Origin of the sequence: Paenibacillus sp. GYB004 (assembly GCF_036577605.1) — a bacterium.
Taxonomy (GTDB): Bacteria; Bacillota; Bacilli; order Paenibacillales; family NBRC-103111; genus Paenibacillus_AB; species Paenibacillus_AB oceani.
Genome location: NZ_JARBDB010000008.1, coordinates 80765 through 95177 on the forward strand (window position 1 = coordinate 80765; position 14413 = coordinate 95177).

At 54.5% G+C, this 14413-nt stretch carries 9 protein-coding genes; all 9 read right to left on the reverse strand.

The window, feature by feature from the left end:
- Window positions 1-311 precede the first annotated feature (311 nt).
- The 9 genes from PV433_RS04455 to leuC all read right to left on the reverse strand — a co-directional run bounded on the left by PV433_RS04455 (window position 312) and on the right by leuC (window position 14267).
- Window positions 312-1370 carry a hypothetical protein gene (locus tag PV433_RS04455; RefSeq protein WP_332070993.1) on the reverse strand — a complete coding sequence of 353 codons (1059 nt, stop codon included), beginning with the start codon at window positions 1368-1370 and terminating at the stop codon, window positions 312-314.
- A gap of 280 nt (window positions 1371-1650) precedes the next feature.
- Window positions 1651-5319: a dynamin family protein gene (locus PV433_RS04460; protein ID WP_332070994.1), complete on the reverse strand. Its 3669-nt coding sequence runs from the start codon at window positions 5317-5319 to the stop codon at window positions 1651-1653.
- Between the two features lie 89 nt (window positions 5320-5408).
- A complete protein-coding gene (locus tag PV433_RS04465) occupies window positions 5409-5681 on the reverse strand; it encodes an NAD/NADP transhydrogenase alpha subunit (RefSeq protein ID WP_190925005.1) in 273 nt (90 codons plus the stop codon).
- Window positions 5682-5719: 38 nt separating this feature from the next.
- Window positions 5720-6385, reverse strand: coding sequence for an endonuclease III (nth, locus tag PV433_RS04470; protein ID WP_332070995.1), 666 nt, complete (start codon window positions 6383-6385; stop codon window positions 5720-5722).
- Window positions 6386-6502: 117 nt separating this feature from the next.
- On the reverse strand, window positions 6503-9265 hold the full coding sequence (locus PV433_RS04475; RefSeq protein WP_332070996.1) for an S-layer homology domain-containing protein: 2763 nt from the start codon (window positions 9263-9265) through the stop codon (window positions 6503-6505).
- 52 nt (window positions 9266-9317) lie between these two features.
- Window positions 9318-9848: a GerMN domain-containing protein gene (locus PV433_RS04480; RefSeq protein ID WP_190925011.1), complete on the reverse strand. Its 531-nt coding sequence runs from the start codon at window positions 9846-9848 to the stop codon at window positions 9318-9320.
- Between the two features lie 73 nt (window positions 9849-9921).
- Window positions 9922-11781 carry an N-acetylmuramoyl-L-alanine amidase gene (locus PV433_RS04485; protein WP_332070997.1) on the reverse strand — a complete coding sequence of 620 codons (1860 nt, stop codon included), beginning with the start codon at window positions 11779-11781 and terminating at the stop codon, window positions 9922-9924.
- A gap of 436 nt (window positions 11782-12217) precedes the next feature.
- The gene (leuD, locus tag PV433_RS04490) at window positions 12218-12811 is read right to left on the reverse strand and encodes a 3-isopropylmalate dehydratase small subunit (RefSeq protein WP_332070998.1); all 594 of its coding nucleotides are present in this window, start codon (window positions 12809-12811) and stop codon (window positions 12218-12220) included.
- 34 nt (window positions 12812-12845) lie between these two features.
- Window positions 12846-14267, reverse strand: a complete 1422-nt coding sequence (gene leuC / locus PV433_RS04495; protein WP_332070999.1) for a 3-isopropylmalate dehydratase large subunit — start codon at window positions 14265-14267, stop codon at window positions 12846-12848.
- Window positions 14268-14413: the final 146 nt, after the last annotated feature.

Here is a 14413-nt window from a genome sequence, read left to right on the forward strand (position 1 = left end):
GTTCTTGTTCTGCTCCTGCTGCCCGACTCCCGAAACGTCCCCGAAACGGCGGAATCCGGTCCTCGCGCCGGCTGCCGGCTGTCCAGATATACGGGGAGCCGCGAGCACAGGCAAGACCGAGCGTATGCGAGGAGCGTCCGTCCTGCTCCAAAATAAATGTTTAACTGCGTGCAGCTGCATCCGTTCAGCTTGGCCAACCCGAACTGGCTCAAACCGCTCAAGCAAGAAAGGGAGGGATCGTAGCGGGTTCGTCAAGTTAAGCACAAGCATCCACTTTCGCGAATAAACAAAAAAACCGGAACCAGGTCCGGTCAAATCATCTCATAATGGAACGTGCTGATTTTCCAGCGGCCATCCTCGTACTCCAGCTCGCAGATCAGTCTCGCATCGCTTACTCCGGTCACGATCCAGTCGGCTGTCAGCAAGTAGCTCCCGTCTTCTTGCTCCGCCATCTTCATGCTGCCGACTTTTTGAATAATTACGGGTGGAATCAGTCCCGAAGAACCGCTTACGATTAAATATCCGCCGTCGACGGCCGGTACGTGCGAATCCGCCAGCTGCTCCGTCGCAGTGTCTGTAAACGCCTCCGCCAGCCAGCTTTTGACTCGTTCGCGCTGCGCCTCGCTGATCCGTTTGCCGTTATAAGCCAGCCCATAAAACGACCGGTGGACGCCCTCGATCCACTCGTATACCGGTTCGGGACTGCCGAGCGCCTTCTGCGGTGTTATCGTCAAGATCGGGAAAGGCTTCATCTCTTTATCGAAGTCGGGGTTATTCTCTTCCGGGCTGCTCGGTGCAATCACATTCAGCGCTTTCACTTCGGTCAAGCTCGCCTTGTCCGAGGTTCCTTCGAGAATATCGGCATAAACGGCCAAGTAATCCGATATGACGATCGAACCGGTTCCCGTTGAGCCGGCCGAACCGAACTTCGCCTTGTCCGTTTCATTGGCAAATTTCAAAACGAAATGATTCGGCACCTCGTGAAACCGTATAGGCTTCGGCAGACTGGTCGCCGACTTGTTGTCCACATAAAAGATAACGTCTCCCGGGTTATATGGCTGTGTTTCCAGATCCATTACTTCAAACCGTCCGCTAATCTCCTTGGTGCCTTGAAACGTAACGGCGACCGACTGCAGTCCATACGTGCCGGACCGGATCTCCTGTGCGGTCATCCCCGCCACCTGGTCGCCTGGCCGAATCGAGGCCGGATCAAACATCTGAGAATCACCGGACGGGGTCTGGATAGCGGGCTTCGACGAAGGGGCCGCCGAAGACTCAGGGTTACTCGAATCGTACAGCGACAATCCGGCCAGAAGCAATGCGGCTCCTGTCAATACCATCGTATATCGGATGGAAGTGTGTCGTTTCATACCTAAGCTCCCCTTCCCTTCATACTCATATAGACGCCAAATTCCGGCAATTGTTGCGGCTTCGCGGACGAATCCGACATGAATTCCATCATTTGGTTCTAAGGGCCTACATCGTGCGAATTTACATCCGGTAGAAAATGGAACGGGGAGCCATCCTTCGTAAGAGCCAGCTTTTCTTGGGGGCAGAATACGTTCTGCTTCGCTGAACACATATCCGTTCCCGGCTCTACACAAAAGAGACGCTTCGCATATAGCGATAGCGTCCCTCAAATGGCAAATCTTATGCATTCATAAGCGACTGCAGCTTCTCCCGGGTCGATGCCAGACGAGCCAGATCGACCTTCATCTCGAGCGCCGCCACCATTCCTTCCGCATGCTCGTTTAGCAGCAGGTAGAGCCGCTCCTGAACCGCGCCGACCCGCTCCCTGTATGCTGCGGCGTACTCGGACTCGAAGAGCGCTCCGTGACGTTCCGCATAATCCGCGACCGGCTGGGTCAACGTTTTCTCGAGCGCCTCTTTCAGCTGGCTTTTGCCGGGTCCCTCGAAAAAGTGTTTGCCGTTTTTGTAAAAACCCGCAAGCCACTTGTCATCTGCAGAAGCTTCCATCGTTTCCTCTACGTTCGGCGTCCGGAAAGGCAGCGCCTCGTAGCTGCCTCCTTCGAACCCGTCCAGAAGCGAGCTGATCTGGCTTATCTTGTCGGCCTGTCTTTTCTGCGCCAGACGGTTCAGCTGGTTCTCGATCCGCAGCGTAGTCGCGTACAGCTCCTGAGACAAATCGTAAGAGATCAGCCGCAGCAAATCCATCCATGCCACGCGCATCGAGCTGCGGATCGCCCCGGCATCCTCGCGCAGCGACGCCGGGTTGAACGCGTACTGGAACAGCTCGCCGTAACGGTACGTAAGACGCTGCTTGACGTAATACAGCAGTTCCTGAATCTCTTTGCCAATCTCGCGCTCCTCCGCAGCCGTATCCGAGTCTTGCAAAAGTGCCGCCGCTTGCTTCCAGGATTCCCGGACGATCTCCAGCTTGCGCTTGCGCTGTTCCTCGCCCTCGCGTGCCCCGGCTATCCATTGTCCGAGCAGCGAAGCCGAACGCTCCAGCTCCTGTCCGGCCGACCGGACGGCGATGCCCGCCAGCTCGCCGACCGCGAACCGCACGAAGTCCCGCTCGAACCGGACGATTCCGCTATTCGCGGCAAGCGCCGCATCACGCTGCAACTTGCCGTCCAGCGCCATGAGACTGGACACCGGATAGATGCGTGGATTGCGAATCCCGTAACGAAGCAGATTGTCGGCCACGTGGCCGACGACGCCGTTCAGCTCTTGTTCGCTGGCTGCCAGGTCCGCCGCGTTAACGAGGAAAAACATTTTATCGAGCTCGAAGCTGTCCTTAACCCGGCCCAACTGCAACAGAAACTCCCGGTCCGCCTGCGAGAAGGCATGGTTGTAATACGTTACGAATAAGACCGCATCGGCGTTTTTGATATAATTAAAAGCTACGCCCGTATGCCTTGCGTTGATCGAATCCGCTCCCGGCGTATCGACCAAAATCATCCCTTGATCGGTCAGCGGACAGCTGTAGTACAGCTCGATATATTCGACGAAGCAAGATTTGCTCTCCTCCGCCACGTACGCGCGGAACATCTCCAGATCGACCCGAAGCTGTGTCCCGATGATATCCTTGGCTTCGCTCCACCCTTTGCCGACCGCTTTGAGGAACGTGTAATGCGGCTTACCGCTAGGTCCTACACGATCCGGAGACAACCGGTCGATCTGCGACAAAGCCGAATCCATGTCGGTCGCTTGGACGCCCAGGACGTTCAGGGAATACAAAACGTCTTCGCGGATCGCATCGGCTGACTTCATCTGCACCTTTACGGCACCGTGAGGCCAAGCATCCGTTGGCGGCATAATTTTGTTGATGGCGGCCGTCGTCGGATTCGGCGATACCGGCAATACCGATTCTCCCATCAGCGCGTTGGCAAAAGACGACTTGCCTGCGCTGAACGCACCGAACAGTGCAATCGTAAAGTTGCTCTGCGCGAGCCGTTCCGACTTTTCCTTCATCGACCGGACGATCGATTGCATCGAAGGAATCGGCTCGAGAAGCACGCACGCCTCATTCAGCTTCGAAGCCGTATGCGCCATCGTCGCCCGGAAACTGCCGTCGCCGCTCCCGTCAGCCTTATAACCTTGCTCCGTCTCCTTGCCAAGCGCTACGGACCACCGCTCGCCCGACGAAGACGAAGAGCCGTGTGCTCCTTCAGCCTGTGCCGTTCCCTGCCCCGTCCCGTCCGTCGCATACGACTGCGGGTCCGGCAGCTTGCCGGCAAGATCGGGCCCCCGCTCGGGAAAACGGGCCAGCAGCGATTCCGCGTGCAGCCGCTCTTCGGTTTCCAGCGCCTGCAGCTGGCGGTAAGCGGTCAGACGTCCTGCAAGCTGCTCTTTCTCCTGTGTCAGCTCGAATACTTCGCGGTCGGCCCGGCTCGATAAAACCCGGACGATGTCATCGATCAGCTCGAAGCCGGCACGGCGGAATATCGTTTTGGCCTCGGCAGCGATCTGCCTCGAATAATTCAGCGTATATTCGTTCGAAGCGATGGCGCCCGCCTGAACCTGCCCGCTCAGCCACTCTTCGCCTATGGAACGGACCGTGCGGCTCAATGCCTCATCGACGGCCTCGGGGCCTATTCCATACGGCTCGCCGGCTTGAATAAGCAGTTGGCGCAAATGCCAGACGATATTTGCCTCAACCTTCTCCACGAAGTCCGAGCTGAACGCGGCCAACCGGCTCTCGATCTCTTTGGCGGTCGTAGACGCGCGTGCAAATAACCCGGCTTTGAATCCGGGCTTCCGGCTTTGCAAATAATGATGAGCCAAATCGCGAGTAGTCGCAGGCGTAATATTGGCGTTTTCGAGCAGTTGAGCGGTTTCTTTCCTTAGCTCGTTCTGCAGCTTCTCCCCGGCGTTCTTCCGTTCCTCGATCCGAGCCGCCAATGATTCGTAACGCTCCGGGAGACCTTCGCCCCCCTCCCGCTCGACCTGCTCGCGAAGCGCCGTCTTCGCCGCCTCGTTGTGCTCCGACAACCATACTCCATGCTCGCCGATCAGATGGACGACCGACTTCGCCAGGCTGTTGTCCCGCAGCATATCGGCGATGCCGCTCAAGTCACCGATCAGCCGGGCCAGCTTCACCCATTCGTTGTTCGGATGATCCGGCTGTTTCACCGAAGTGAACAAGATGCCGTCCGGCTCGATATGCCAGCTCTCGAAAGCATGGGCCACACTGTCCCGGTATTCTGTGAAAGGAAGCTCGCGCTCGCGGTGCTTGTCGATCATATTTACGATCAGGTAAAGCGGCTTGCCCCATTCCTTCAGCCTTTTCGTAAAGGCGAAGTTAATCTCCGACTGGACGTGGTTATAGTCCATCACATAAAAGACGACGTCCGCCATATGCAGCGCCGATTCGGTCGCCATCATATGAGCGCTGTCCGTCGAATCGATGCCCGGCGTGTCCAGCAGGGCGGCCCGCTCTCCGAGAAACGGAATCGGGTAACGAATCTGAACCGATTCGATTTCCTCGCCGTTTTTGCAATATTCGTCCAGCCGGTCCAGCTCAATCTCGGCAAATTCGCCGCTGTCCCCGCCTTTGGCGGCATGTTTGACGATCGCTCCGGCGGGGCCGTTCTGAATCGTCACGACGTTGGCGCTGGTTGGGATCGGACTCGAAGGCAGGAGCTGATGCCCGCATAATTTATTAATCAAGCTTGACTTGCCTGCGGAAAAGTGACCGCAAAATGCGATATTCAGCGCCTGATCCGCCGCTTTGCCGGCAAGCTGCTCCAGTTTCTCCGCATGATTGCGATCCCCGGCCTCGGCCATCGCTCTGCCGATCGCCCGAATGGATTTCTCTGCGTCGGTCATCCCCCGGATGTCTACTGCATTCATAAACCTATCTCCCCACAGCTGCTATAAATGTCGGACCCGTCCGTCAAAAATAACGGTCCGAAAAAGAAAAAACCGAATTTCTCCGGTTTCTAGTGTACCACATTTTCGGTTTCGGGTATAAATATTTCAAACACTTCGCCATGCTGCAAAATCGTTATGTCCTTGTCTCTTACTTTCATGACGACGACATCAGGTTTGATCCGCATCCGGTCGATATAATGGTCGGGCACATCGCCGGACTCGCTGATCATGACGCCTTCCACTTCTTTTTCCTCATTCTCGGCAAGAGGAGTGCTGATGACTTTCTCATAGATGTCGGAAAACACTTCAAAATCGTTCGTATACACCGCTATGCATTTCATGCTGGTTCCCACCTTCGATTATTGGCTGGTAAAATCATCTACTTTATAGATTTCCTCTTTACGACCGTTTTTAAACGTAATTTGCCTTCGCCACACTTGTCAAGCAGCGGGCATACGCCGCACCCCGGGTTTTGGGCTTTGCAATGATACCTACCGAAAAAAATAAGCCGGTGATGCGTCTGCGTCCATTCTTCGCGAGGCACTTTCTTCATCAGCTTCTGCTCCACCTGAAGCACCGTATCGTCCGGTTCCGCCAATCCAAGCCGCTTCGAGACCCGTTCCACATGAGTATCGACTGCAATGGCCGGTACGTCGAACGCGTTCGACATCACCACATTGGCCGTCTTCCGTCCGACACCGGGCAACTCTACGAGCTGCTCGTGCTTGCGGGGTATCTCGCCGTCGTATTTTTCCAGCAGCAGCCTGCATAAGCTTTGAATGTTTTTGGCTTTGTTCCGGAATAGTCCGATCCGGCGAATATCCTGCTCCAGCTCCTCCAGCGGAACGGCTATGTAGTCTTCCGGCTTGTTGTATTTGCGAAATAAATCGGCCGTCACCTTGTTAACTGTCTCGTCCGTGCACTGGGCGGAAAGCAGAACTGCAATCGTTAATTCGAACGGATTGGAATGGTGCAGCTCGCAATGGGCATCCGGATACATCCCGGCGATCGTGTCGAGAATATGCCGCACTCTTTTGCCCGTCATGATTGTCGCCACCTTGTCCGATAGTCGGTTTCGTCCATTTTACACGCAAAAACGCCGCCAGCGCAAGCTTTTGCCTGCTGCCGGCGACGCTAACCGTATCCAATCGTGAACGCTTCGTTACGGCTTTGCGATTTCTACAACTTTGTCGTTCACGAAATACACCGTTACCCGGTCTCCCGGATTAAGCGCAGTCGGCTGAATGATCTGCGTTCCCTGGGAGATATAAGCCTTTTCGTGAAGCAAATATTTGACCTTGTCGTTCAAATTGCGGCGTTCAAACGTCATCTCGCGGGTCGAGGCGTCATAGGAATAAATGCCTCTCTGCTCGCCGGTGATGATCCGGATCGTCGTGGCGCCTGCCGTATCCTTCACAATCTCCACCCGGTCATCCGCTTTGAGAGCGGCCAGCGTGTACGTATTGGCGCCGTTTTTGACGACAGCGCTCGTACCCGCCTCCACGACGCGGGAGATGCCTGTGTAATCCGTTACGGTGACTTTGCCGGAAGCGGCGTCGACGGCCGTTACTTTACCGCGGACCGTATCGAGAACTTGAACGTTCTCCAGCGTCCTTCCGATAAACGTAACCTGCAGCGGCTCGTCCACCCCGATGCCGGCCACACCTACCGCCAGCCCGTTCCGGTGGACCGGAATGCCGAACATCGAATACGAGGAAATGTTGCCCGCGCTGTCCCGGATCGTAATCCGCGAGCCGTCGGCTTCCTTCGATACGGTATGGACGATAAGGCTTTCCCGTACGGATAACCCTACTACAGTTTCCTGAGTCGCATCGAAAAACCCGCGGACAAAGTCGCCTTGTCTGAGATCCGACAGCTTCGCATTCGGCAAGCTGTATTTATCCACACCGGCATAACTCATCGTTTTGTACGTTTGGATGGCTCCGCTGGCTGTCTTGACCGTAATATCGCCGCTTGTCGAGCTTACCGAGGTGATGGTGCCTTCCATTCTTGTTGCGACTTGAACGGACAAGAGTGTACCTTCGGAAGCTACGATATTGACTCGTTTGCCCTTGACGAAGTTCGACTGGAAGCTGGCGAGCGGAATCTCGTTATTATCGAACAAAAGTCGGGTTTTGTCTGTCAGTTTGTAGATCATCGGTTTGCCGAGCTCGTCGATAACGGTCAAAAACTTCGTGTCGGCATCGTAGCCGTGTACGGTTGCCAGCGTAAAGTTTTGAATGCTCCGGCTTTGCACTGCAATTTTGTCGATTTTGTTTTGATTGATTTCCAGCTTCAGATCGTCGCCGGGCATCAGGTCGCGGACGGAACCGAACTGACTGCCTTCCATCAGTACGATGACGCGGTCGGATACTTTGTAGGAAGCGAGTTCGTCGCCCGTCTTCTGAATCGTCACGATCGTCTTGTCGTCGCTTACTGTTACGAGTCTGCCCTGATCGCGCTTCTCCACGAGCTGCTGAACGACTTCTACGGAAATGACCACACTGTTCTTGATCTGAACGCGTACGATGTCGCCCTCGAACAAATTCGCCGGATCGAAATATTTGTCCCCTTGAACAAATGCCGAACGGTCGGAAATTTCGTAAGTCTCGATTAAACCCGTATCCTTGTCGGTAACCGTTACGGTCAGCGCAGCCGGATCGAAGGATTGGAACGAGCCGTTAAACGTTTTGTTGAGCGGAACCTGCTTCACGATAATTTGCGATACTTTGGCGTCCTCGATCAATGCGTGCTTTTTCAGCTCAAGGACAGAGTTCTCCTGAAGCGATCCAAGGCTGATTCCGGCCCCGTTCAGATCGCGGATCGTCACATTGGAAGCGAGGTCGTATGTATAATATTTGCCGTCGACTTCAAGCGAGGCGGTCAAATCGTTAATATTCACGCTGACCAGTTTGCCGGTAATGCTGGACATCGGGATCTCGTCGTTCGTCACTTCGACGAAATAGGCGGTACCCTGATTTTGCAGAATGTACACTTCGTTGTACAGCTTCACGTCAGAGGAGGTCAACTTGGCCGTATCGTCCTTGAACGTATAAAACGATGCGTTCGAATGAAGCTGAACGTCTCTTTTTTGCCCGTTTTTCTCCAGAATCGTCAACCGGTTGCCGGAGATGGACGTAATCGTGCCGACCATCACTTTATCGGACGGATTCACCAAATATTTCTCGGCTCTGCTCAGGAAGGTCGCCATCTGCGCCCTCGTTACGCTGCCTTCGGGGCGGAACGTATTGTCTTCGAACCCGTTGACGATGCCGAGAGAGATTGCTTCGTTTATGTAGCCGAGCGTCGACGAGGAGATGCTGGTATTGTCCGCGAATCCGGTAGGCAGGTTCGATTTGTCGAGCGCTTCCTGCTTTTTGCCGACGGCGCGGATGACAATTTTGGCTACCCATTCGCGGGAAGCGTCCTGATTGCCCCACTTCATCCCCCCGGCTACTTCTTCCTGAAGATCGATCAGCCCTTTATTGATCGCGTATGCGACATAGGGGCGTGCATCGGTACGGACATCCTCGAACGGCAGCGCGATCGTCGTTTTGTTGTCGAGCGCTTCCTTCTCGAAGCCCATCATCCGGATCGCCATAATGATCGCGTCCTGCTGATTGACCGAATTCTCCGGATTGAACTTGCCCTGGTCGTCCCCTTGAACGATGCCGATTAAGGCCAGCTTAGATACGTGTTTGATCGCCCAGTGGCTGGACGGCACGTCCGGGAAGCCCAACCGTATATTCGAGTTGGTATTCGAATTGGTATTGGAGTTGGTATTCGAATTGCTGCTTGACTGCGATGTGCCGGTATTCGTCTTATTGTCCGTAATCTCCGCATAAGCGGGGGCAGCCAGCACCATCGTTGATACGATGGAGTATACGACCGCCTGCTTCAAAGTTTTCTTCATCTTGCGCTTCATACCGCTTCTCCCTCCGCTAATTCCGATGCTTGTCCCGTGCGTTCCCTATGCGTTAGTTCCGTTTAATCGGATGCGGGAGGCTGACGTGACCCATCATACTTTCCGTCTTTTTCCCGTCTACCAATATTTCGATCGTTTTGACTTCCGTAAATTGAAACATGGAATTCCGGATCGATTCGACCAGCAAATCTTCCCCCGGAGCGCCAAGCCTTCCGTCGCTTGCGATGGACAGATCGATCGTCAGATTTCCGCTGTCCAGCTTGGCCGAACGGTAAGTAATTCCTTTGCTCAGCGGGAACAGCTTCGCATCCGGCGACGTCTTCAGCGCATCCAGAGCCGCCTTGTACTTATCGGAGTCAGCCGTATACGTTATGTTCACTTCCCGCTCGAACAGCTTGTCGAGGTTGTCGTCCGTATAAAACGTTTTGACTTTCAATTGCTTGGCAGCAGGAGTCTCGACTGGGGTTCCGCCGCCCTGGGTTTCGTTTGTCGGATTGTTTGGCTTCGTGTTGGCGCAGCCGGTCACGGCAATCGATAGGGTTAAACCGAGAAGTATGTGCTTGTAACCGAATCTTCGCTTCATCGAATCACTCCTAAGAACTTTGCCGAAGGCAAAGTTTTCTTCGTACGTATTGCCGGCAATCGCCGGTCTCCGATCATTTGACGGATTGGGCCGTCTTCGAGTCGGATTGGGCGGATTTGTCAGCTGTCTGCGTTTGCGCTTTAGACGTATCGGATTTGGTGGAATCGGACTTGGACGCTTCTGACTTGGATGTATCCGATGTCGTTGTACCCGGCTTAGACGAATCCGATTTCGCTCCGTCCGATTTGGCAGTATCCGTCTTGTCCGTACCCGGCGCAGCCGCCTTCACCGGATTTGATTTGTCCGTCTCGCTGGCCCCTGACTGCGTATTCAAGTTATTGGACTCGACTGCCTTCTTGGCGCCGGCATCGCTGCCGATCTGGAGCTGCTCCTTAATTCCGGCCACGATCGCTTCCGCCACTTTATCTTGAAACTGCTGACTGTACATTTGCGCTTCGTCATTCTCATTGGATAAATACCCAATCTCGAGCAATACGGCCGGCATCGTCGTTTCGCGGATCACTTTGAAATCCGACTTGCGGACGCTGCGATCGGGAAGTCCTGCCGCTGCGATCACGTGACGGTGCATAATATTGGCAAACGCCAGGCTGTCCGGACGGGAATAATACGTCTCCGTTCCGCTGATCGAAGGCTTGAAGGAATTGCCGTGAATCGAGACGAACAGATCGACTTTCTCGCTATTGGCCAAATCGACGCGCTCCTGAAGCGTCGGGTATGTATCGTCCTTACGCGTCATAATCGTCTTAATGGACGGCACTTTTTGCAGCAGCTTGTACACTTTATTCGCTACCGCTAGTGTAAAATCCTTTTCGCTTCGCGAATTTATCGAGCCCGCGCCCGGGTCTGACCCGCCGTGACCGGCGTCAATTACGACGCTGAACTGCTTGTCCGTAAAGGAAATCGACCATTGCTTGGTCGTTTTATTTTCCGTTAAATGGTAATCAGAATTTTGCTTCATATCGAATACGATACGTACCGTTGATGGATTGTCGGAAAATTGGGCGTAACGCACTTTGTTAATTTTCGGATGCTGAATCGGCACTTCCACCACTTGCCCCGGGCCGGCCGGCTTCACAAATGAACCGAGTCCGGTATTCGGCAAATCGATCACGATCCGGAACGGATCTCTTAGCGTAAACGAAGCCGGCTTCACGGCCGCGCTCGTTTGAAAAACAATCTCGTCCTTTACCGCTTCCAGCTTCGTCAGAACGGCAAGAACGCTCTCTTCGGCAGAGCTGCCGCCTTCCGGCTTTTTGGTATCCGAAGGTTTCTCCGAGCCGCCGCCACCTGACGTGCCTGTCGGCGGTTTACCGTCTACATTGCTTCCTGGCGTACCGGAACTGTTACTGTTACCGTTGCCGGGCGGCTCCTGCGGCTTGTTGCCATCTTCGGGTTTTCCGGACGTATCCCCGCCGTTATTCGGATTGCCGGAACCTTCGGGGGCTTGTCCTTCCTTACCTGTCTCGGTCGACTCCTGCGCCAGCTTAAACAGCATGACCGACTGGGTCACCTGGTCCCAGCCGACCATCAGGCCTAACTGCTCGGCAATAAACCGGATCGGTACCAGGGTGTTCCCCTCTACGATCATCGGGGCTTCCTCGAGCTCTTCGCTTTTCCCGTTCACCTTGACGACCTTGTCGTCAATTTTCATTTCGATCACTTTCTCGCCTTGCTCTACCTTCACCTTGCGTTCCTGATCGTTCCAATCGACCTTGGCCCCAAGCTCCTGCGAGACGATTCTGACGGGAACCACCGTAACGCCGGCGCCAATGATCTTGGGCGGCACCTCCGGTTCCAGCTTCTTCGAGTTCAGGTACAATTGGATCGGGTTGTCCGCAGCGTTAGCCTGGACGGGAATCATAAACATTAGGGCGACCAACAAAACCGGCAGCAACACTTTTACGTACTTCATCGTTCACCTCTGCGTTCATTCGGTATCGTAGCCGTTCCGGCCCATCCGCGGCAGATCGCGTCCTTCCACTATCAAACGGGAAATTCGGACAGCAATCTGCATAGATTTGCCATGTTAGACATACGTATAGACGCCGCAAAACTAGCAAAAGTTGCGATAAAAATACAAAAAAGATGATTCAGCGGACAAAAAAGTTGCGAAACAGCCAAAAAGGGAGGTAACGCTCCGATTTTTGCCGATCTTCGCCGAATTTCGCTTTCATTTCCAGTTTCCGAGGCTGTCTATTACACTTCGGTAATAAGCTGGAAGATTCGCCAGTTTCATAGAAACAGTCTGTAGAAAGCAAAAAGCCCGCCGGTTCCTGGTAAGGTCCGTACGGGCAGGCTGAATGCCGGATTCAGTTAAGTTATTAACTTGCTCGGCGCGTAGCGGCTGATTAGTTCGCGGCGCGCTTCGCCTCGTAAGCGGAGATCAAGTCTTCATGCTGCAAAGTCAGGCCGATATCGTCCAGACCGAGCAGAAGGAACTGACGACGGTGTTCGTCCAGATCGAACGCGATGCTGAGACCTTGTCCGTCCGTAATCGTCTTGTTCTCCAGATCGACGGTCAGCTTGTAGCCGACGCTGGCAGCCGTACGCTGGAACAGATCTTCCACCTGCTCTTCGCTCAGCTTGATCGGCAGAATGCCGTTTTTGAAGCAGTTGTTATAGAAAATATCGGCGAACGACGGAGCGATTACGACTTTGAAGCCGTAGTCCATGATCGCCCATGGAGCATGCTCCCGGGACGATCCGCAGCCGAAGTTGGCGCGGGAGATCAATACCGATGAACCGGCATAGCGCTCTTTGTTCAGATCGAAGTTCGGATTCACATTGCCTTGCTCATCGAAGCGCCATTCGAAGAACAGAAACTGGCCGAAGCCGGTCCGCTCGATCCGCTTCAAAAATTGTTTAGGAATAATTGCGTCCGTATCGACATTAACCCGGTCCACAGGACCTACGAGACCGGTATGCTGTTTAAATGCTTCCATCGGTTACCCTCTCCTTATCGGTTGTCGCCTTGGATCAAACGCCCGCTTCGACTTTGAATTTCCAGTCGCGGACGTCGACGAAACGTCCTTCGACCGCTGCTGCCGCGGCCATGGCCGGCGACACCAGATGCGTACGTCCGCCGCGGCCTTGACGGCCTTCGAAGTTCCGGTTGGACGTCGACGCGCAGCGCTCGCCCGGGCTCAGGACGTCCGGATTCATCGCCAGACACATGCTGCAGCCCGCATCGCGCCATTCGAAGCCTGCATCGGAGAAAATTTTGTCCAGACCTTCCTTCTCCGCTTGCAGCTTCACGCGTCCGGAACCCGGTACGACAATCGCATTGACGTGCGAAGCCACCTTGTACCCTTTGGCAACTTCGGCAGCCGCGCGCAAATCCTCGATCCGGCCGTTCGTGCAGGAACCGATAAAGACGCGGTCCACTTTCAGCTCGGTCATCGGAGTGCCCGGAATAAGCCCCATATATTCGATCGCTTTTTCTGCTGCTTTGCGATCATTTTCAGTCGTCATATCTTTCGGATCCGGAACAAGCGCCGTAACGTCCGTGCCCATCCCCGGGCTCGTTCCCCATGTTACTTGAGGGATCAGCGACTCGGCGTCGAACTCGACAACCGTATCGAACTCCGCGCCTTCATCCGTTACGAGCTTCTTCCACTCTTCCACGGCTGCATCGTACGCTTCGCCTTGCGGTACATAGTCGCGACCGCGCAAGTAGTCGAACGTCGTCTGGTCCGGAGCGATCATCCCTGCTCTCGCACCCGCCTCGATGGACATGTTGCAGACGGTCATCCGCTCTTCCATCGTCAAACTGCGGATCGCTTCGCCCGTATACTCGATAACGTATCCCGTAGCGAAATCGGTGCCGTATTTGGCGATGATGCCGAGAATAAGGTCCTTCGCGGTAATGCCCGGCTTCAGCTTGCCGACAACGCGAACTTCCATCGTCTTAGGCTTCGACTGCTGCAAGCATTGGGTAGCGAGCACGTGCTCGACTTCGCTCGTTCCGATCCCGAACGCAAGCGCGCCGAAAGCGCCGTGCGTCGAAGTATGGCTGTCGCCGCAAACGATCGTTTTGCCCGGATGAGTCAGACCGACCTCAGGACCCATGACGTGGACGACACCTTGGTCGACGTGATTCAGGTCGAACAGCATAACGTCGAAATCCGCGCAGTTTTTGGACAGCGTGTCGATCTGCTGCTTGGAGATCGGATCTTTAATATTGAACCGGTCTTTAGTAGGTACGTTATGGTCCATCGTGGCGAATGTCAGGTCCGGACGGCGTACTTTGCGGTTCGCCAGGCGAAGCCCTTCAAACGCTTGAGGCGACGTAACTTCGTGCACCAGGTGAAGGTCGATGTAAATGATACTCGGTTTTCCTTGTTCCTGATAAATAACGTGATTGTCCCAAATTTTCTCGAACAACGTTTTCTTTGCCATAGGATTCACCTCTCCGATCTTTGTTACGATCATACCACGTCGTCCTTCATTGCTCCAAGATATAATTTCTATAGACCCGATAGGCGAAGACTATAACCGTATGAGCGGCTTGCACCGGAAAGTACAAAAAAAGCCCGCCTACAGTT